This is a genomic window from Rhodococcus sp. 05-2254-6 (assembly GCF_002258565.1).
GTDB lineage: Bacteria > Actinomycetota > Actinomycetes > Mycobacteriales > Mycobacteriaceae > Rhodococcoides.
In genome coordinates, this window is record NZ_NOZF01000054.1 from 52,294 (window position 1) to 73,141 (window position 20,848).

The window sequence follows — 20,848 nt, forward strand, 5'->3', positions numbered from 1 at the left end:
GAGCCGGCAGGAACGACCAGAAAAGATATATCGCTCTCGTCACGAGTGCGCAACACTTCGCCGCTAACTTTTCCTCATTCGCTCGTTCACCTCCTTCGTTCGTCTCATACGCCATGCCGTCAGGAGCATCGATGACAGATACAGCGCACGGTCCCGCTCAAACGGGAGATCTCGTGGAAGCCGCGGGCCACCCCGTCGGTGGTGGACTGATCAAGGACACCTATGACCCACGGCTGACCAACGAGGATCTCGCTCCGCTGAAGAAGCAGACGTGGACTTCGTACAACCTCTTCGCCTTCTGGATGTCGGACGTGCACTCGGTCGGCGGTTACGTGACGGCGGGCAGCCTGTTCGCGCTCGGGCTGGCCAGTTGGCAGGTGCTGATCGCGTTGCTCGTCGGCATCACGATCGTCTACTTCTTCTGCAATCTGGTCGCCAAGCCGAGCCAGGTGACGGGGGTTCCGTATCCGGTCATCTGTCGTAGCGTGTTCGGAGTGCTCGGTGCCAACATCCCGGCGATCATCCGTGGCCTGATCGCGGTGGCCTGGTACGGCATCCAGACATTCTTGGCATCGGCTGCCCTCGACATCGTGCTGATCAAGCTGTTCCCGTCTCTGGCTCCGTACGCCGTCACCGCGGACTACGGTTTCGCCGGACTGTCGCTGCTCGGTTGGGCGAGCTTCCTGTTCCTCTGGGTTGTCCAGGCTGCGGTGTTCTGGCGCGGGATGGAGTCGATCCGCAAGTTCATCGACTTCTGCGGCCCTGCCGTCTACGTCGTCATGTTCATGCTGTGCGGCTACCTGATCTGGAAAGCCGGCTGGGGCGCAATCGATCTCACCCTCGGCGATGTCGAGTACTCCGGCTTCAGCGCCGTTCCCGTCATGCTGGGAGCCATTGCGCTCGTCGTCTCGTACTTCTCCGGCCCGATGCTCAACTTCGGTGACTTCTCTCGATACGGAAAGTCCTACGCTGCCGTCAAGAAGGGCAACTTCCTCGGTCTGCCGGTCAACTTCCTGGTGTTCTCCATCCTCGTTGTCGTCACCGCCTCGCTGACTCTGCCGGTGTTCGGCGAGCTGATCACCGACCCTGTCGAGACGGTCGCCCGTATCGACAGCACCTTCGCCATCGTCCTCGGTGCCCTCACCTTCGCCATTGCGACGGTCGGCATCAACATCGTCGCCAACTTCATCGCTCCGGCGTTCGACTTCTCCAACGTCAGCCCGCAACGCATCAGCTGGCGCGCCGGTGGCATGATCGCCGCAGTCGGTTCGGTATTGATCACCCCGTGGAACCTGTACAACAATCCCGAGGTCATCCACCTGACGCTCGAGACCCTCGGCGCGTTCATCGGGCCTCTGTTCGGAATCCTGATCGCCGACTACTACCTGATCCGTAAGCAGCACGTGGCGGTCGACGAACTCTTCTCGATGTCCAAGACCGGCCTGTACTGGTACTCGAAGGGCTACAACCCGGCGGCGGTGTACGCGACCGTCGCGGGCGCAGCGGTGGCGATGTTCACCGTGCTGTTCAACGGAGCCGTCGACGGCCTGGAGATCGCCGGTATGTCCACGGCGTCGAAGTACAGCTGGTTCATCGGCTGCGGCATCGGATTCGCCTCGTACTACTTCCTTGCGACGCGAACCAAGCTGGCTGTCACCAACTTCGACGTTCCAGCGAAAGCATAGGATCTCTTCCGTGCTCATCAAGGTCATCAATCCGAACACCACCAGTTCGATGACCGCAACGATCGGTGACTGTGCCCGGGCCGTGGTCGGCCCGGGCACGGTCGTCGACGCGGTCAGCCCCTCGATGGGGCCCGTCTCGATCGAGAGCCATGTCGACGAAGCCCTCAGCGTCCCAGGAATTCTCGCCGAGATCGCCAGCGGCGAGGCCGCAGGGGTCGACGGCTACGTCATCGCCTGCTTCGGCGATCCCGGCATGGACGCGGCTCGCGAGCTCGCGGCCGGGCCGGTCATCGGTATCGCCGAGGCGGCCATGCACGCCGCGAGCTTCCTGGGCCGAGGATTCAGCGTCGTCACCACACTCGGACGCACCGTCGGGCGTGCCCAGGATCTGGCGAACCACTACGGCTTCGGACGCCACTGCCTCGGTATCCACGCGTGCGACCTGCCGGTCCTCGATCTCGAGACGGACCCCGACGCCCGCAAGATCGTCACCGAGGTGTGCCGCATCGCCGTGGAGACGGACGGTAGCGATGCAGTGGTCCTCGGATGTGCGGGGATGGCCGATCTGTGCCAACACATTTCGGCCGAGATCGGCGTACCGGTGGTCGACGGCGTCGCCGCGGGAACACTGTTCGTGCAGTCACTGATCTCGCTGGGACTGGGTACCGGGAAGAGGGGCGAATTCGCCGCTCCGCCGCCCAAGCGCTACACCGGGATGCTGGAGGGTTTCAGCCGACCGATCCCTGATCCTTAGCCCTGGCTCCGCGGTCGATCAGGTCTCGCACAACTGCCGATACGGCACCCCGGGCAGATAGCGGGCCCATTCGGCTTCGGTGACCACCGAGCCCCCGGATTCGCACAGGCGACTGCGGACCTCGTCCGGCTCGGTCCGCCACATGCGGAGGTCGCGGGCAGTACCACCGCCGTACAGCACCCCACCGTCGCCGACGAAGACCGCATCGTAGACACGCTGGCCGTACGCGGTGAGGGCTGCGTACTGCTCCGGTGCGGAACGGTTCGCCACAGTCCACACCCAGAGCGTCGATCCCCCGTCACCCGCGGCCAAGCGGGTGCCGGACCGATCGAATCTGAGCGAGTAAATCGGACTGGACGGCCCCACGATGCGACTCCGATGCTGTGGTGCGGATGAATTCTCCATGTCCCACAGTCGAATCGAGCGATCCGCACTTCCCGCGGCCAGAGTCCGCCCGTCCGGTGAGATGACCACGGCCTGGACGGCACTCCCGAAACCTCCGAGTGTGCCCGTTCGGTCCGGATCGGTAGGATCGCCGATGTCCCACAGCTCGACCACGCCACCGACACTGGCGATGGCAAGTACTTTCCCGTCCGGAGACAGCGCCAGTCCCGCCGGATAGTTTCCCGCGTCCAGGGTGGACAACGCGCGCGGAGCAGAAGGATCCGTCAACGACCACAGCGACACGTCGTTCGAGCTCTGGCCGGCCACAACAAGCAGGGTTCCCGACCGGTCGAACGCCATCGCCGCAGTCAAACTGGCGCTTGCCTGCCGAATGCCACCGAGGGCGACCGGATCGGCGAGATCGCTGGTGTCCCAGAGTCGGAACCCCCCTGTGGTCGTGCCGACAGCAGCCAGGGTGCCGTCGGCCGTGAGGGCCACCGCACCGGTCTGCTCGACGCCGTCCTCGATCACCAACGGCGGCGACGCCACCGGATGCTCCACATCGGAGACGTCCCAGAGGATCGAGCCGGGAGCACGGCGACCGGCACCTGCGAGCAATCGGGTACCGGACTCGTCGGTGGGGGTCTGCCAGACGGTGTCACCGGCATCGGGTAGCGCCGGTCCGAGAATCGGCCAGATTCGGGTGACGCCATCACCACTCGCAGTCACGATCGACAAGCCATCGGGTGAAAATGCCAGCGAACTCACCTGGATCGGACCGGGAAGCGTCAGATTCAGCGTGCCCGAGGCCGCGTCCCACACCCGCGAGGAATTGTCCGAACTCGCCGCAGCAATCCGAGTCCCGTCGCTGCTGAACGCCACATCGTTGACGTAGCTGGTGAAGCCGGTCAATGGAGGCAATGGGGTGAGCCGGCCGGCTGCATCGACGGCCCACCGCAGAACCTCCTGCCCGGTGGTCCCCGCGATCAACGTCGCTCCGTCAGGAGAAAAGGCCAGCTGCTGTGCGGTATAGGTGGAGCCGTCCGAGGGAAGCCCGAGCAGTGGAACAGTCTGTGGTGCAGTCGAACCGGGAAGTCGTTGCGCGTCCCACACCCGCATCGCGCGCCCGGCACCGACCGTCACGAGGAAGCGGCCGTCAGGACTGAACTCGGTCGCTGTCGGCGAACCAGGTTGAGCAATCTCACCCAGCATGCGGGGCCGGGCCGGCTCGGAGACATCGAGAAGAGGCAACGACTCGTCCTGGGTGCCGACGAGCAGTAACCGACCGTCAGGAGAAAACGACAGGCTACGAACGCCGGTTGTGTCTGTGCGCGACAACATTATCGGTACCGCCGGGTCTACGACATCCCACAATTCGACGCCGCGGAACCCTCCCACAGCGAGCATTCCACCCTGCGGATGGAACGCCAGCACCGGTGGGTCACGCGAGACGATTTCACCGAGCTTCGCGTGCCCGTCTGCGAGCGACCACATCCGCACGTGTCCGTCGGAACCGGCTGTCGCCACGATGTTTCCGCGCGGGTCGACCGCGGTCACCGCCTGACCCTCCACTCCGAGCAGCCGCACAGGAGTGTGGATCGCAGATGAATCGAGTAGCGACGACCGCGCCTCCGTCGTGCGGTCCACCTCGTACGACGCCAACGCGAAGTATGCCGCCAGCCCAGGATCTTGACTCCTCAATTGCTGTGCGACACCGGCGATCTGACGTGAGACAGCCTCTGCCTCCGCGCGCTCGGCCTCGACCCGTCGGTTGTTCGCGTCCGACCGAGCAACGAACGCGGTCACTGCCAGTGTCACAGCCAGTACGGTCAGAAGCGCGAGTGCAGTGACGAGCGTTTCGAGGGTGCGTCGCCGACGTCGGTCGCTGCGGTTCTGTTGCTCGATTCGGTTCGCACTCGCGTCGAGATACCGTCTCTCGACCGAGTTGAGATCTCGCCGACGTACCGGACCGAGAGATTCCTGCACCAGCGCCAACCTCGATTCCGGCAGCAACGAACCGTCGTCGCGATCGTTGTTCTCCCACAGTTCTGCGGCCTGGGTGAGTCGACGGTGCTCGACGAGCCACTGACGATCGTCGTCGAGCCACTCGCGCAGCCGCTGCCACGCCGTCAGCAACGCCTCGTGGGTGATCTGGACGGTCTCTTCTCCGACGGTCAGCAGTCTGCGTGCGGCAAACCGTTCGACGACGATGTCGACGTCGGTGACCGCGTCCGCGTTCTCGTCTCCGTTGAACAGCTCCACACGATCGACTCGGCGACGAGTGACGACCTCGTCGTCGAGATTGATCAACCGCATGAAGATGCGCCGTGTCTCGCGCTGCTGTTCGGCGGTCAAGGCCGAGAACACTTCTTCGGCGCTCTGCCCCACGGCACCGCCGATCCCGCCGGTTGCGAGATAGTCCGAGACAGTCAACGTTCTGCCGCTCGACACCTGCCACGTGGTGAGCAGGGCATGTGACAGCAGCGGCAAAGCGCCGGAGTCGTGGGCGAACTGCGATCCGCGTGGACCCAATTCGCCGACCAAGACCTGCACGAGGGCGGCCTCGACGGAGAGACCCGCCTTCGCGGCAGGCGACACGATGACCTCCCGCAGTTGTGACTCGGTGAGACGCCCGACAACCACCGGGTTGTCGGACAGGCCGGCGAGCAGCGCGTCCTCGGACACGGCGTTCTGGTAGAAATCCGCCCGCAGTCCGACCACGAGAACCGACCCCGCGCTCGGCAACGCCGCTGCCGCACGCAGAAAGTTCTCGCGCTCGACCGGTGTCGCCAGTGTCCACAACTCCTCGGCCTGATCGAGGACGAGAACCGATCCCGGCGCAAAGGATTCGGCTCGCTCGGGGAAGGCACGAATATCGCCGACGCCGGAATGGACTTTCGAACCGGGGAATCTCGATGCCAGCCCGGCACGCAGGAGCGAGGACTTGCCGGAGCCCGAAGCACCGACGACGAAGACGATGCCTCCACCGGAGCCGAGGGCTTCCCGGACGCGCGTGCTCAGACGCTCGATCACGTCGTCACGGCCGAAGAACCACTCCGCATCGGCCGGCTCGAACGCCTCGAGACCCTTGTACGGAGGGTCGCCCTTCACCGGATCGACGGTCCGCCTGCCCGGGATCGACCGCACCCTCGACACCGCGTCCCACCACAGGGCGCGCTCGTCCTCGTCGGCGACGCCGCATGCGATCAGTACGGCGGCGAACATCTCGGCGCTGGCTTTGGTCGGGACGTGATGTCCGGAGAACCAGCCACCGATGGTGCCGTGCAAGCCACCGGAACGCTCGACGATCTCCCGGACCGTGGCACCCGCCTCGGTCCGGATCGCACGCAATGCTGCCGCGAATTCCGTGCGGTCCGTGATCGACGAAGGATCCGGACGGTCGATGGTCATGAGCGAGAACTATAGAACCGGGAAAACCTCGATAGAGGCACTCGCGCGTCACGCTGAGCTGCACGAACAGCAAATTGATGCGTTTGAATGACGCTCGTACGGAGTCCGTGGCCGTCCGTATTGACCTTGTACGGACATGCCCGTTCAGCTGGATCTGCGACGAAGTCCAGTCGACGATGGACGGTGTGGTCGGGGCAAGTGGACACTCCAGGGGGGAAATTCTCGTGCTCGAACAAACGCTGGCATCGGCAGTGCATCACCCGTTCCGGAGGCCGGCACAGCGGGGACCCGGTGCAGTCCCGACACCGCTCGAAGCTCGCCACCGCAAGCCTGCGTTGAGCGCCCGCGAGATCGAGGTCATGCTCGCCTGGTTCGCCTGCGACTCGAAAACGGTCGCAGCTCGGTCCGTCTACATCTCGGTGGGCACGATCAACACCCACATCACCCGCATCCGGCAGAAATACGCGGCGGTGGGACGCAACGCGCCGACGAAGGCCGCCCTGTTCGCTCGCGCACTACAGGACGGCCACACTCACCTGTCCGAATGGTGACTGTCGATTCGCCTTTCCATGGCGGCCGGCCGCGTCGAATCGGCTCCTCGGTTCTGGATCCCGGACTCCGATCGGCGTCGGTTATCCCAGACCGGGGAGCTGATTCGACGGCGTGAAGTCAGGCGGCACGAGGACATCCGACGGTGACAGTTCGTGGACCGACGCGTGGCCGAGACCGAGGACCGCGGAGTCCAGGCCGCCGCGCAGGATGTCGAGCACGTTCTCCACGCCGGCCTGACCATCAGCCGCTAGACCCCACAGGTATGCGCGTCCGATCAGCACTGCCCGCGCACCGAGCGCGAGTGCCTTCGCCACGTCACTTCCCCGACGCACACCACCGTCGAGGGTGATCTCGACCTGATCGCCCACCGCCTCGGCGATGGACGGCAGCACCCGGATCGACGCCGGGGAACCGTCGAGATTGTTACCGCCGTGATTGGACACCGAAACCGCGGTGACGCCTGCGTCCACGGCCCGCAGTGCGTCGTCGACTCGCGAGATACCCTTGAGCATGAACGGCCCGTCCCACTGCTCGCGCAACCACGCGATGTCATCCCACGTGGGCAGCGGGGTCGCCTTCCACTCTCGATACGCAGCGAAGAACGTCGGCGCACGCCCACCGGGCGGCGCGAGGTTCGGAGCAGTCAGATCAGGGAATACGCCCGACCGCGCCCACTGCGTCAGCCACCGTGGCCGACACAGCGCTTGCGGCGCGAACCGGATCATCGCCCTCGGATCGAGGCGTTCGGGAATCACCGGGCTACCCCAGTCACGGCCCTCCGAGAACGACCAGTCCATTGTCAGAATCAGCCCGACCGCGCCTGCATCACGTGCACGCTGAAGCATGTGCTGCAACAACTCTCGTGAACCGGCCCAGTGCAGCTGAAAGAACGTCTGCGGGTTCGCGGCCACGACCTCTTCGATCGGTTTGCTCGCGAACAACGACAACCCCATCGAAATCCCCCGCGCCGCAGCAGCTCTGGCGACGGCGACCTCACCGTCCGGGTGTAACGCCTGCACACCCGTCGGGGAGATCATCGCCGGGAACGCCAGCGGTTGCCCCATCAGTGTCGTCGACAACTCTCGGGTGTCCGACAATCCTGCCACGTGTGGGGCGAACCCGAGTTGGGCGAACGCGGCGGTGTTGTCCGCCGCGGTCAGACCACGTTCGGAACCTGCTACCAGCGCCGAGTACACCGACGTCGGGAGGCGCTTCCGTGCTCGCCGCTGCGCTTCGGCAACGGTCTCGAACCACACGCTGGTGCTCAGACGCCGAGCTTCCGGTCGAACCCGGGCGGCATCACCACATCCGACGGCGAGAGATCGTGTACCGAGGTGTGTCCGAGCCCGAGGACGGCGGAATCGACTCCGCCGCGCAGAATGTCGAGGACGTTCTCCACGCCTGCCTGACCGCCGGCCGACAGACCCCACAGGTACGCCCGGCCGATGAGCACCGCACGCGCACCGAGTGCGAGTGCTTTCACCACGTCGCTGCCCCGTCGGATTCCGCCGTCGAGGGTGATCTCGATCTGATCGCCCACGGCTTCGGCGATCGCAGGCAACGCCCGGATCGGAGCCGGGGTGCCGTCGAGATTGTTGCCGCCGTGATTGGAGACGGAAATAGCGGTCACGCCCGCGTCGACGGCTCGTTTGGCGTCGTCGACCCGCATCACTCCCTTGAGCATGAACGGCCCACCCCATTGCTCACGCAGCCACGCCACGTCCTCCCACGTCGGCAACGGGGTGCCCATCCATTCGCCGTACGCTCCGAAGAACGTCGGCGCAGGACCACCGGTGGGTGGCGTCAGATTGGGCGTCGTCAGGTCGGGAATCTTGCCGGTCTTGGCGAACTCCCACAACCACTTCGGTCGCATGATGCCCTCGGGAGCGAATTGCACCATTGCCTTGAGGTCCATCTTCTCCGGAATCGACGGGCTGCCCCAATCGCGGCCGTTGGAGAACGACCAGTCCAGGGTCATGATCAATCCGACGGCTCCCGCGGCGCGTGCCCGCTCCATCCGCTGCAGCAGGATCTCGCGCGAGCCCACCCAGTACATCTGGAAGAACGTCTGCGGATTCGCCGCAGCGACCTCCTCGACGGACTTGCTGGCGAACGAGGACAATCCGATCGCAATGCCCCGCGCTGCAGCAGCTCTCGCGACGGCGACCTCACCGTCGGGATGCACCGCCTGGACACCCGTCGGGGAGATCATCACCGGGAACGACAGGGGTTGCCCCATCACCGTCGTCGACAAGTCCCGCTTGTCGGACAGACCGGCAACGTGCGGGGCGAACCCCAGTTCGCCGAATGCTGCCATGTTGTCGTCGATCGTCAACCCGCGTTCGGACCCCGCCACGAGTGCGGCGTACACGGACTTCGGTAGACGTTTCTTCGCTCGTCGCTGCGCTTCGGCAACGGTCTCGAACCACGCACTCTTGGCCATCAGTGTTCCTGTTCCATTCCTGCGAGCGGGTTCTCGTCGCAGATCTTCGCCGGGGGACGCATCATCAGCGTCAGCGGCACCGACTTTCGTGGGGTCTTGCGCTGCCCGGTACGGGAATGATCGACGCTGGACTTGGGGATCTCCCCCGCCGCCGCCAACGCCATTTCGCCGTTACCGATGACGCATTCGGGATCAGGACCGTCCATGGGCAGGCCCGTGAAGAATTTCGCCGCCATGCAGCCACCGCGGCACGCATCGAAATGAGCACACTTGGTGCACGCACCCGAGGTCTGCGGAGACCTCAACTCCTGGAACAATTCCGAAGTCTGCCAGACGGTTTGGAACCCGCCCATGTCGTCTTTGGCGTCTCGCACGATGTTGCCGGCGAGGAAGTTCTCGTGGATGGCGAACGGGCATGCGTACACGTCGCCGATCGGGTCGATCAGACACACCACACGCCCGGCACCGCACAGGTTGAGTCCGGGCAGAGCATCACCGAACGCCGACAGGTGGAAGAACGAATCACCGGTCAACACTCCCTCACCGTTCGCGACGAGCCAGTTGTAGAGCTCTCGCTGCTGCCCCGCCGTCGGATGCAGATCGTCCCAGACATCCGCGCCACGTCCCGACGGCCGAAGCCGCGTGATGCGCAATGTTGCAGCGTATTTGTCGGCCAAGGCCTTGAAGTCGTCGAGCTGAGAAACGTTGTGCCGGGTGACGACCACCGAGATCTTCGCGTCCCGGAAGCCCGCCTCTTTCAGATTCTCCAACGCACGGCAGGCCATATCGAACGAACCCGGCCCGCGGACCGCATCGTTGACCTCCGCCGTCGCCCCGTCGATGGAAATCTGCACATCCACGTAATCCGACGCAGCCAAACGCGCGGCCACCTTCTTGTCGATCTTGACCCCGTTGGTGGAGAACTTCACCCCCACCTGATGCGCAGTCGCATAGTCGACGAGCTCCCAGAAATCGCTGCGGACCGTCGGCTCACCGCCACCGATGTTGACGTAGAACACCTGCATCTTCTGCAGCTCGTCGATGATCGACTTGCACTGCTCGGTACTGAGTTCGCGCGGGTCACGGCGACCCGACGAGGACAGGCAGTGCACGCAGGAAAGGTTGCAGGCGTACGTCAACTCCCACGTCAGACAGATGGGGGCGTCGAGTCCGAGTTCGAATTGATCGACCAGTTTTCCTACCGGAGCTGGTCTTTCGAGGGTGGAGGTCATGGGCGGAAGTCCTCTTCTGCGATAGGTCAGGGCTTTACGGGCGAGTGATCATGTTCGAGCGGGCCAACGTCGCGAGTGCCGTGACGTACGGTGCCGACTGCGACTCGGTGATTCCCGCAGCCACGATCGCCGACCGCATATCCGGGTGGTCGGGCAGCGATTCGATGATCGCCACGATCGTGCGGTTCTTCAGGAACGAGAGCTTGCGAGTTCCGAAGTGGTAGAGCAGCGCCCCGAACGACTCCGGCCGCAACGCCACCTGCGGATGCAGAATCCACCGCACATCCAGGTCCAACTCGTCGAGGTCCTCGCGCACCGCAGTGGTCATGATCAGTACACGCCGCACATGCCGTCGATGGATACTTCCTCGACCAACGACTCTTCGACCAGATCGGATTCGACGACTGCCGTATCGACTACAGCGTTCTCGTTGTTCTTCGACATCGGAAACCTCCTGAGGTTGTTCGGACCACAATCGGAGTCGACAGTGGCTTGGGTCACCAAGATAATGACACTGAGTGCAGAAAACCAGAGAATGGAAAGAAGAAAATGGTCAGGAGCGCAAAACCGTCCAGTCAGCCAGGTAGGCGCCCGTCCACAACGCGAGGCGAACTGAGCGATCTCGGAATCGAACTGTTCGCCGCCAAGGGATTCGAGGAGACCAGCGTCGACGACATAGCCGATGCCGCGGGCATCGCGAGGCGCACGTTCTTTCGCTACTTCCCGTCCAAGAACGCAGTTCCCTGGGGCGATTTCGACGCTCAACTCACGGCATTGAGGACGCATCTGAACGACCTGCCCGGCAGTGTCGGACTCGCGGACGGATTGCACTCGGCCCTGTTGCAGTTCAACACATTTCCCGAGGAAGAAGCCGCCGTACACCGTCAGCGCATGGCACTGATCCTGGGAAATCCAGCACTGCAGAGCTACTCGATGGTGATGTACGAGGGCTGGCGTCAGGTCATCGCCGAATACGTGGCAGCACGGACGAACTCCGACCCCGGCGACCATCTTCCGCGCACTGTCGGATGGATGCTCTTGGGGGTGGCGATCTCGGCGTACGAGCATTGGCTGATCGACGAGAACAACAGCCTTCCCGAGCTTCTGACGGCAGGAGCGTCGGTTCTCTTCACCGGCGTCGGGCCACTCCGAGCGTCCAGCGGCACTGCCGAAAGCCGACTGGACGAAGAGCACATCGAGTGAGCACTGGAAACCGAGCACTGCGCCGACTCACACCGTCAGCTCGATGGAGTCAGCGACGAGATCCGCTCCGACACCACCTCGAGATCTACATCTGCCACCGAACCGGACGGGAAATTATGGCCCGCAGGCGGCGGCGGTAGTACTTCGCCGATTCGCCGACGAACGCGCTCATCGTGGCCGCAGCAGCGTCGGGATCGCGCAAGCTCAGCGCGTCGAGAACGTCCTGCTGCATCTCGATAGCCGCAAGCCGCGTCGCGAGAGGATGCTCGTTCGGTTCGGCGTCACGTACCAACAACCAGAGAGTTTCCATCAGGATGTTCAGGACCGGATTTCCGGCCGCGTCGTACACCCCCCGCTGGAACTCTGCATTGTTCTCCTGGAAATTTCCGTAATCACCAGGGTCCTCACGCATTCGGTCGAGAGCACTCTGCATGAGCTGTATCTGCTCGTCGCTCACATTCGTCGCGGCCTCGCGAGCGATGATGGGCTCGAGCATCAGACGGGCATCTATGACATCGCTGATGTTGGCCCCGTCCAACTGCAGGAATAGCTTCATGGTGTTGCCGAGCGATTCGAGCCTCGGTCGCTTGACCACAGGGCCGCCGCCGATCCCCGACTTGATGGTGACCAGATCACGGCTTTCGAGCAACCGCAGCGCTTCACGGACCGTGGTCCGAGCAACACCGTGCTCGGCCATCATGTCTTTTTCCGTGGGCAACCGCTCCCCCTCCACGACGCCCCCGTCGAGGATCCGGTCCGCGATGATGTTGGCGATCCTCGCGGAGACCTTGGGCGACCGCACCCGCGGAGCGGTGCTCTCCTCAGCTGTCATGTCTATGACCTGACATCGTTGTTCTCGGTGTGATGCGGGCTAACTCTATACATAGTTTGATAGCTTAGTTACTGTAGTGATTGTCAGAAAACTGAGGGACTAGGGCAGGAGCCGACCATGTTGCCGACTCGGCCGCCGGACATCGACCTCGCCCGGACGTATCGCGAACGCGGGCTGTGGAGAGATCTTCCGATCGGGCATTACCTCTCGCGTGCCGCTCGCCTCTACCCCGACGCCACTGCAGTGGTGGACGGCGACCGGCGCGCGACATTCGCCGACATCGACCGTGACGCGACTCGTCTGGCGGCTGCCTTGCACGCCAGAGGAATCACCTCCGACGATGTGATCGCATTCCAACTCCCCAACTGCACCGAGGCAATCGTCGTATTCCATGCCGCGATGAAGCTCGGAGCCATCGCCAATCCGATCGTGCCGATCTACCGGTTTCGTGAGCTGCGATTCATCTTCGGTCAGTCGCGGGCGCGGATCGCCTTCGTACCCGCGGAGTTGCACGGGGTCGACGTCACCGACATGTACAGCGATCTCTCCGCCGAACTACCGGACCTCGAATCGATTGTCACCGTTGGCGATTACGTGGACGACCGACCTGGCACGAGGTGGACCGACCTGATCGGCGAGGTCACGGACTCGATGGTCGCCGACCTCGATGCTGCGACTTCTCCGTCGCCCGACGACGTCTGCTTGTTGCTCTACACGTCGGGGACGACCGCAGACTCCAAAGGCGTACTGCACAGCCACAACACGCTGGTCTACGAAAACCTTTCGATGGCGCGGTGGTTCGGACTGAACGAAACCGACGTCGTCTTCAATCCGTCTCCGGTCACGCACATCACCGGAGTCAACTGCGCTCTGGTTCTCCCGTTCGTAGTGGGCGCAACCGTGGTGTTGCAGGCCGACTGGGATCCGGTGACGGCGTTGCAGCGAGTGATCGACGAACGGTGCAGCTTCATGATCTTCTCGACGCCGTTCCTTCGAGGCTTGCTCGATGCCGCCGAGGCGACCGACTCGTCGACCCCGTCGATCCGGTACATAGTCTGCGGTGGAGCCGACATCCCCGATGCTCTGACCGCGGCGGCCACCACCCGCCTCGGCACCGTCGTTCGGATGTACGGGGCCACCGAGGGGCCGTCGGTCACCACAGCGGACCGGTGGGACCAGCCTGCCCTGCGGATGAAATCCGACGGTCGCCCCATCGAGTCGACCGAGGTGATGGTGACCGATGCCGACGGTGGACTCGCGCAGACCGGCGATGTCGGCGAGATTCTATGGCGTGGACCGGACACCTTTCTCGGCTACCTCGATGCCTCTCTCAATACGGCGGCGTTCACCGAGGACGGATTTTTCCGTACCGGTGATCTCGGCCGCTTCGACGCCAACGGTGCCCTCCATGTGGTGGGGCGAATCAAGGACATCATCAACCGGTCGGGTGAAAAGGTCAGCGCCTACGACGTGGAGAACGAGCTCGGCGCACACCCCGACGTGCTCGAGATTGCCGTGGTGGCAGGTCCCGATCCTGTGACGGGAGAACGTGGTTGCGCATTCGTCGTCACCCGCGAGCACCGAGACCTGAGTCTCGAGGAGGTGCGTGAGTTCCTCGTGCACCGCAGAATCGCCATGCAGAAAATTCCGGAAAGCCTGTTCATCGTAGATTCGCTGCCCAAGACGGCAAGCGGAAAAATTCAGAAGTTCGCGCTGCGCAACTGGACGCAGAACCGCGTCACGGTGCCGCCGCAGATGGCTGCGATGACCTTTGCCGCAGCACACGAAAGATAGGACATCCCAATGCCTCTCCAGCCTGATGGAATCGAACATCTCACGGTGACCGAGCCGGAACCCGGCATCGCAGTGGTCGAATTGGCCCGCGGCAAGGTCAACGCCATCGACACGCAGATGTACGGGGAGATCGCTACGGTCTTCGAGGCACTGTCGGACAACCAGGATATTCGCGCTGTGGTGCTGACCGGTCGTGGCCGAATATTCTGCGCCGGAAACGATCTCGGAAGCTTTCGGGTCATGGATTCGATCGGCGGAGAGATCGAGATGCGGGAAGCGCGCCGAGCGATTTTCGGAGTGCTGGACTGCGCACTCCCGGTGATCGCGGCCGTCAACGGCCCCTGCCTCGGAAGCGGATTCGGATTGACCTCGGTCTGCGATCTGGTGGTCGCGTCGGAGCGAGCGACCTTCGGCCTGCCGGAAATGGGGGTCGGTGTGCTCGGCGGCGGCCGGTTCACGGCCCGAATGCTGCCGCAGCAAGCCATGCGGCGGATGTTCTTCACCGCCGAAGCTGTCGACGCCGAAACCCTGCGCAGGTGGGGCGCACCGATCGAGGTCGTCTCACATGACGACTGTCCGGCCACGGCCATGACACGTGCGCGATCCATTGCGTCGAAGAGCCGCTACGCACTCACCCTGGCGAAGAAGTCGCTCAACGGCTGCGAGGACCTCGATCTCAAGCGCGGATACGAGCTGGAACAGACGTTCACACTGCGCCTGTCCGAACACCCGGACTCGAAGTCTGCAGTCGAGGCACGTATTGCCGAGATGGCAGGAGGCAAGAAGGCATGACGCCGGATGATCGCGGTATCGACGTTCGGGCCTTCACCGAGAAGGCCGAGGCATGGCTCGAAGAAAACCTGGCGCGGCGAAGCAACGAATCGACCGATTCGAATTACGCGATCTTCCACGATCGCAGCCACGTCGAGGAGCAGCAGCTCATCGACGCAGCCAAACGCTGGCAGGGGGTGCGCGTCGACGCCGGTTTCGGAGCCATCACGTGGGCTCCGGAATGGGGCGGTCCGGGGTTGACCGCAAGCCACGAGCGCGCGTTCGTCGGGCTCGAGCGAGACTTCGCAGCGCCGGACCGGCACGAAAGCGTCCTTGTCACTGTCGAACTGGTGGCCCCGACAATTCATGCCCTGGGCACGGACGAGCAGAAGCAGCAGTTCGTCACGTCCTTTCTGCGGGCCGAACAACTGTGTTGTCAGCTGTTCTCGGAGCCCGGAGCCGGTTCCGACCTCGCCGGATTGTCCACCAAGGCAACGAAAACCGAGGGTGGCTGGCGGGTGAACGGCCAGAAAGTGTGGAGCTCGGGAGCCCAGTTCTCGGAATGGGGTCTACTCATCGCCCGCACCGATACGACAGTCCCGAAACACCGCGGTATGACGGCATTCATGGTGCCGATGCACACCCCGGGTGTCGATATCAGGCCGATCCGCCAGATGTCCGGTGGCTCGACCTTCAACGAAGTGTTTTTCTCCGATGTCGAATTGCCGGACTCGCTGCGCCTCGGAGCCGAGGGGGACGGCTGGACTGTCGCGCTCACGACGCTCGGCTTCGAGCGAAGTTCGAGCGCAGGAATTGTCAGCGCCGGGGGGAACAGTGCCGACTTGGTCCGGCTGGCAAAGACTTTGGGCATAACCGACGACCCACTGGTTCGCCAGCAGCTCGCCGACGCGGCGATCTACGAGCGAGCCGCGGCGTTGCTGGTAGCCCGGTACGCCGAGCGAGAGTTGGCCGGGGCGGTCCCGGGCGTGGAGGGTTCCATCGGCAAGCTGGTCTGGACTCAGAACCTCAAGCGAATCGGCGACGCCGCGGCGTCGTTCCTCGGGCCGAGCATCCTGGCCGACACCGGGGTGCCCGACACCTTCGCCTGGACCGAGCATCTTCTCGGCGCACCCGGCTACCGAATTGCCGGGGGCTCGGACGAGATTCAGCGCAACATCATCGGCGAACGCGGACTCGGCTTGCCGCGTGAACCACGGGAAGGCCTCGTATGAGACTCGAACTGTCGGAAGAACAGCAGGACCTGGGCAGTAGCCTGCGCGCGTCCTTGTCCAGAACTGCCGCAGGACGGGATGTATGGCCTGCGCTTCTGGAGATGGGCTTGACCGAGATTCCGTTCCCCGAACACGTCGGCGGTGCGGGCTCCACGCTGAAGGACACTGTTGTCGTGATGTCCGAACTCGGTCGATCTCTCGGAAGTGCTCCGTACTTCTCGTCGGTGATCTTGGCCGGGCTCACTCTGCTGCATGCCGGTTCCGATGCTGCCTGCGCGCAGTACCTCCCGCCGATCGCCGATGGCTCCGCCACTGCAGCGCTCGTGACGGGATTCCCCTTCGGCACGTCGCTCGTCACCGCGCGCGTACAGGATTCCGACACCGTCGTTCTCGACGGTGCCCAGGAGTCCGTCGTCGACGGCTCCGATGCCGATGTGTTGCTCGTGGTCGCGAACGGATCGGACGGACCTCACCTCGCTGCGATCGACGCACACGCAGAGGGAGTTATCCGAACTCGCCGAGAAACATTGGATTTCACCCGAGGGCTTGCTCGCGTCGAATTCTCCGGTGCCCTCGCGCACCGAATCACCGGCGCAGACATGTCGGCCGGTCTCGACACAGCGCAAGCAGTGGCGATCACGGCACTTGCCGCCGAGCAAGTGGGCGCGGCGCGGGCCTGCCTGGAGATGTCGGTGGACTATGCGAAGACCCGGCGACAATTCGGCCGGGCCATCGGGTCGTTCCAAGCGATCAAGCATCGTCTGACCGACATGTCGATCGCGATCGAACTGGCCGAGGCCGCTGTGCTCGACGCCGCGGGAGCCGACACGCGACGCGGCCCGGAGTTCTCCGTCGCTGCGGCCACCGCGCGAGTGCTCGCTTCGCGGGCCGCTACGTTCGCCGCCGAGGAGTCAATCCAGATCCACGGGGGCATCGGCTTCACGTGGGAACACCCATTGCACAGGTACTTTCGTCGGGCCAAGACCAGCGAGCTCCTGTTCGGAAGCACCACCCTGCACGTGGAGGCCGTTGCGGCCGCCCTCGTGCAGGGTCCCTGAGGGCCCTAGGCCCCTACCACCAACAACAGGTCACCGCCCTCGACCGGTGCCCCGCCGCCGATCAGCACTCGGGTGACAACGCCTGCGGTGGTCGCGGTGATCGTCGCTTCCATCTTCATCGCTTCGATGGATCCGACCGACTCCCCCTTGTCCACGGTGTCACCCTCTTTCACCGACAGCGTCACCACGCCGCTGAAAGGTGCGGACAGATGAGCAGGATCGGTGCGGTCTGCCTTCTGGGCGGACCGTGAGGCGCTCTCGATGCTCCGATCACGCACACGCACCGGCCGCAGTTGACCGTTGAGGACGCACAACACATTTCGACTTCCCGAGGGGTCGGGATCGGAGATCGCCTCCAATCCGATGAGCAATTCCACCCCCGGTTCGAGCACGACTCGATGTTCTTCGCCCTGTCGCAACCCGTAGAAATACTGATTGGTCGACAGCTGCGACGTATCGCCGTAGCTGTCGCGGTGTCGCTCGAACTCAGCAGCTGGCCCCGGGAACAGCAACCTGTTCAACGTCTCTTGCCGCTCGCGTCCCGACGTTGCCAGAGCCGCTCGATCCGCGGCACCGACCGAAACCTGCGGGGAGGCCTCTGCCCTCCCCTTCAGCGCCCGACTCCGCAGCGGTTCGGGCCAACCTCCGGCCGGCGTGCCGAGATCACCACGGAAGAAGTCGACGACCGATCCTGGAATGTCGTAGCTCGACGGGTCGGCAGCGAATTCCGCTGCGGTGGCATCTGCACCGACCAGAGCCATCGCCAGGTCCCCCACGACCTTCGAGGACGGTGTGACCTTGGTGATCCGCCCCAGAATGCGGTCTGCACCTGAATACGCCTCCTCGATGTCCTCGAAGCGCTCCGCAAGTCCCAATGCGGCCGCCTGCTGCCTGAGATTGGAGAGTTGGCCACCCGGGATCTCGTGCGTATACACCCGTCCCGTCGGTGCCCGCAGTCCGGATTCGAAGGGCGCATACGCCGATCGCACTGCAGCCCAGTACGGTTCGAGGTCGCATACCGAGCCGAGATCGAGGCCGGTTGCGCGATCGGTGTGTTCGGTTGCGGCCACGATGGCCGACAGTGCCGGCTGGCTCGTCGTGCCGGCGAGCGCCGCGCTTGCGCCGTCCACAGCGTCTACTCCCGCTTGCCACGCGGCGTAATAGGTAGCCAACTGGCCGCCCGGTGTGTCGTGGGTGTGCAGGTGCACGGGGAGGTCGAACCGTGACCGCAAGGCGGTGACCAAGGTGGCTGCCGCAGCCGGACGCAGCAGGCCGGCCATGTCCTTGACGGCCAGAACATGAGCTCCCGCCTCGACGATCTCCTCGGCCAACCGGAGATAGTAGTCGAGGGTGTAGAGGCTCTCGCCCGGATCGGCCAGGTCACCGGTGTAGGACATTGCCACCTCCGCCACCGCGACACCGGTGTCACGCACCGCATCGATCGCGGGCCTCATCTGATCGACATTGTTCAGAGCATCGAAGATTCGGAAGATGTCGATACCGGTCTCGGCCGCCTCCGCCACGAAAGCATGCGTCACGCTGTCCGGATAAGCCGTGTATCCCACGGTGTTCCGGCCGCGCAGCAGCATCTGGAGACAGATGTTGGGCATCGCGGATCGCAACAGCGCGAGCCGTTCCCACGGATTCTCGTGCAGGAAGCGCAGCGCGACATCGTACGTTGCACCACCCCACGCCTCCACCGACAACAGCTGCGGTGTCAGTCGCGCGACGTGGGGTGCCACGGCCACCAGATCACGGGTGCGTATCCGCGTGGCCAGCAGCGATTGATGAGCGTCCCGAAACGTCGTATCGGTCACTGCAAGAGCGGAGGCCGAGCGAAGATCGGCTGCGAAGCCGGCCGGGCCGAGTGCACGGAGCCGATCGCGGGAGCCTGCAGGCGGGGCTGTGTGAGCGTCGATGGGAGGAAGCTTGTCGACGGGGTACACCGGCGACGGACGTTCCCCGTGCGGGCAGTTGACGGTCACGTCTGCGAGATACCGAAGAATACGAGAGCCGCGGTCTGCAGAGACGTTCTGCGTCAACAGAAGTGGATGGCCCTCGATGAAGTTCGTGTCGACGTTCCATGCGAGAAAGTCCGGATCTTCCAGGACCGCTTGCAGAAACGAAATGTTGGTCGCGACTCCTCGCACCCGGAACTCGGTGACCGCGCGCCGGGAGCGAGCACAGGCCGTCGCGAAATCTGCTGCTCTGCAGATGATCTTGACGAGCATCGAGTCGAAGTGAGGGCTGATCTCCGATCCGACTCCGACGCTGCCGTCCAATCGCACACCCGATCCTCCCGGTGTGCGGTAGGCGGTGATCTCACCGGTGTCGGGACGGAATCCGTCGGTTGGATCCTCCGTGGTGATCCGGCATTGAATCGCCGACCCCCGGATTTCTATGTCGTCCTGGCTCAGACCCAGATCGGCCAGGGTGTCTCCGAATGCGATCCGCAGTTGCGACGTCACCAGGTCCACGTCGGTGATCTCCTCGGTGACGGTGTGCTCCACCTGGATTCTGGGATTCATCTCGATGAAGACGTAGTTTCCGTGCGGATCGAGCAGAAACTCGACAGTGCCGGCGCAGGTGTAGCCGATGTGTCGAGCGAAGGCCACCGCATCGGCACACATCTGTTGCCGGAGTTCGGGATCGAGACCGGGTGCGGGCGCCACTTCGACGACCTTCTGGTGACGTCGCTGCAGTGAGCAGTCCCGCTCGAACAGATGGATGATTTCCCCACTCGAATCGCCGAGGATTTGCACCTCGATATGCCGGGGATCGATGACCGCCTGTTCGAGGAACACGGTCCCGTCACCGAATGCGGCTTTCGCTTCACGCGAGGCTGCCTCGATCGCGTCTCGGAGTTGCTCCGGCGCAGGCACTCTGCGCATTCCACGTCCACCGCCACCGGCGACCGCTTTGACGAACAGGGGGAAAGTCATGGCCCGGGCCGCGTCGATCAGCACGTCCGGCTCGTCGGACGGAGGCGACGAAGCCAAGACCGGCAACCCGGCCGCTTTCGCTGCGGCGATCGCCCGGGACTTGTCACCGGTGAGCTCGAGGACCTCGACCGATGGACCGACGAAGGTGATGCCGGCATCCTTGCACGCCGTTGCCAATGCCGGGTTCTCCGAAAGGAATCCGTATCCGGGATACACCGCGTCGGCTCCCGACTCACGTACCGCAGCCATGACAGCGTCGACCGAAAGGTAAGCGCCGACCGGGTTTCCCGGGTCACCGATCTGGTACGCCTCGAAGGCCTTGGCGCGATGAGCGGAGTTTCGATCCTCGAAAGGATAGACCGCAACCGTCGAGGCGCCGAGTTCGACGGCGGCACGGAAAGCACGGACAGCAATCTCTCCGCGATTGGCGACGAGGACTTTTTCGAACATGGAGTTCCTCTCCAAGACCAGGGATGTGATCCGAGTCTCGCACAAGACAGTGACCATTACTACACTTCATATAAAGTTACTGTGGAGATTTTCGCCGTCGTCACA

At 63.9% G+C, this 20,848-nt stretch carries 16 protein-coding genes; 8 read left to right on the forward strand and 8 right to left on the reverse strand.

Going from position 1 to position 20,848, the window contains the following annotated elements; translation table 11 throughout:
* Nucleotides 1-131 precede the first annotated feature (131 nt).
* Entirely contained in the window at nucleotides 132-1,685 is a 1,554-nt protein-coding gene (locus CH256_RS06835) for an NCS1 family nucleobase:cation symporter-1 (protein WP_094669189.1), read from the forward strand.
* A 10-nt stretch (nucleotides 1,686-1,695) separates the two neighbouring features.
* Nucleotides 1,696-2,439 (forward strand): aspartate/glutamate racemase family protein, encoded by a 744-nt coding sequence (locus tag CH256_RS06840; protein ID WP_094639115.1) that lies wholly within the window; start codon nucleotides 1,696-1,698, stop codon nucleotides 2,437-2,439.
* An 18-nt stretch (nucleotides 2,440-2,457) separates the two neighbouring features.
* Here CH256_RS06840 and CH256_RS06845 read toward each other — a convergent pair whose 3' ends face one another.
* Nucleotides 2,458-6,234 (reverse strand): NACHT and WD repeat domain-containing protein, encoded by a 3,777-nt coding sequence (locus CH256_RS06845; RefSeq protein ID WP_094669165.1) that lies wholly within the window; start codon nucleotides 6,232-6,234, stop codon nucleotides 2,458-2,460.
* 224 nt (nucleotides 6,235-6,458) lie between these two features.
* On the opposite strand from CH256_RS06845, the gene CH256_RS06850 reads away from it, so the two are divergent.
* Complete coding sequence (locus CH256_RS06850; protein WP_256989389.1) at nucleotides 6,459-6,785, forward strand: LuxR C-terminal-related transcriptional regulator; 327 nt, start codon at nucleotides 6,459-6,461, stop codon at nucleotides 6,783-6,785.
* An 81-nt stretch (nucleotides 6,786-6,866) separates the two neighbouring features.
* Here CH256_RS06850 and mftD (CH256_RS06855) read toward each other — a convergent pair whose 3' ends face one another.
* Genes mftD (CH256_RS06855) through mftA form a run of 5 tightly spaced genes read right to left on the reverse strand, consistent with a single transcriptional unit; the run spans nucleotide 6,867 to nucleotide 10,905 of the window.
* Complete coding sequence (mftD, locus tag CH256_RS06855; protein ID WP_068051519.1) at nucleotides 6,867-8,054, reverse strand: pre-mycofactocin synthase MftD; 1,188 nt, start codon at nucleotides 8,052-8,054, stop codon at nucleotides 6,867-6,869.
* Nucleotides 8,051-9,229, reverse strand: coding sequence for a pre-mycofactocin synthase MftD (mftD, locus tag CH256_RS06860; RefSeq protein WP_068051503.1), 1,179 nt, complete (start codon nucleotides 9,227-9,229; stop codon nucleotides 8,051-8,053). The genes mftD (CH256_RS06855) and mftD (CH256_RS06860) overlap by 4 nt, the downstream gene beginning before the upstream one ends.
* On the reverse strand, nucleotides 9,229-10,461 hold the full coding sequence (gene mftC / locus CH256_RS06865; protein ID WP_094669166.1) for a mycofactocin radical SAM maturase: 1,233 nt from the start codon (nucleotides 10,459-10,461) through the stop codon (nucleotides 9,229-9,231). The genes mftD (CH256_RS06860) and mftC overlap by 1 nt, the downstream gene beginning before the upstream one ends.
* Nucleotides 10,462-10,495: 34 nt before the next feature.
* Complete coding sequence (mftB, locus tag CH256_RS06870; protein ID WP_094669167.1) at nucleotides 10,496-10,789, reverse strand: mycofactocin biosynthesis chaperone MftB; 294 nt, start codon at nucleotides 10,787-10,789, stop codon at nucleotides 10,496-10,498.
* Nucleotides 10,790-10,791: 2 nt separating this feature from the next.
* Nucleotides 10,792-10,905 carry a mycofactocin precursor MftA gene (gene mftA / locus CH256_RS06875; RefSeq protein ID WP_094639111.1) on the reverse strand — a complete coding sequence of 38 codons (114 nt, stop codon included), beginning with the start codon at nucleotides 10,903-10,905 and terminating at the stop codon, nucleotides 10,792-10,794.
* 105 nt (nucleotides 10,906-11,010) lie between these two features.
* On the opposite strand from mftA, the gene mftR reads away from it, so the two are divergent.
* Nucleotides 11,011-11,664 (forward strand): mycofactocin system transcriptional regulator, encoded by a 654-nt coding sequence (gene mftR / locus CH256_RS06880; RefSeq protein ID WP_094669168.1) that lies wholly within the window; start codon nucleotides 11,011-11,013, stop codon nucleotides 11,662-11,664.
* Between the two features lie 85 nt (nucleotides 11,665-11,749).
* Here the strand turns inward: mftR and CH256_RS06885 are convergent, their stop codons facing one another.
* Complete coding sequence (locus CH256_RS06885) at nucleotides 11,750-12,496, reverse strand: FadR/GntR family transcriptional regulator (RefSeq protein WP_094639109.1); 747 nt, start codon at nucleotides 12,494-12,496, stop codon at nucleotides 11,750-11,752.
* Nucleotides 12,497-12,613: 117 nt separating this feature from the next.
* Between CH256_RS06885 and CH256_RS06890 the strand changes: the two genes are divergently transcribed.
* Genes CH256_RS06890 through CH256_RS06905 form a run of 4 tightly spaced genes read left to right on the forward strand, consistent with a single transcriptional unit; the run spans nucleotide 12,614 to nucleotide 17,351 of the window.
* A complete protein-coding gene (locus CH256_RS06890; protein ID WP_094669169.1) occupies nucleotides 12,614-14,290 on the forward strand; it encodes an AMP-binding protein in 1,677 nt (558 codons plus the stop codon).
* 45 nt (nucleotides 14,291-14,335) lie between these two features.
* Nucleotides 14,336-15,082: an enoyl-CoA hydratase-related protein gene (locus CH256_RS06895; RefSeq protein WP_256989390.1), complete on the forward strand. Its 747-nt coding sequence runs from the start codon at nucleotides 14,336-14,338 to the stop codon at nucleotides 15,080-15,082.
* Nucleotides 15,079-16,293 carry an acyl-CoA dehydrogenase family protein gene (locus tag CH256_RS06900; RefSeq protein ID WP_094669171.1) on the forward strand — a complete coding sequence of 405 codons (1,215 nt, stop codon included), beginning with the start codon at nucleotides 15,079-15,081 and terminating at the stop codon, nucleotides 16,291-16,293. Before CH256_RS06895 ends, CH256_RS06900 begins: the two co-directional genes overlap by 4 nt.
* The gene (locus CH256_RS06905) at nucleotides 16,290-17,351 is read left to right on the forward strand and encodes an acyl-CoA dehydrogenase family protein (protein ID WP_094669172.1); all 1,062 of its coding nucleotides are present in this window, start codon (nucleotides 16,290-16,292) and stop codon (nucleotides 17,349-17,351) included. Before CH256_RS06900 ends, CH256_RS06905 begins: the two co-directional genes overlap by 4 nt.
* 5 nt (nucleotides 17,352-17,356) lie before the next feature.
* On the opposite strand, the gene CH256_RS06910 is transcribed toward CH256_RS06905, so the two are convergent.
* Entirely contained in the window at nucleotides 17,357-20,743 is a 3,387-nt protein-coding gene (locus tag CH256_RS06910; RefSeq protein ID WP_094669173.1) for a pyruvate carboxylase, read from the reverse strand.
* Between the last annotated feature and the right edge of the window lie 105 nt (nucleotides 20,744-20,848).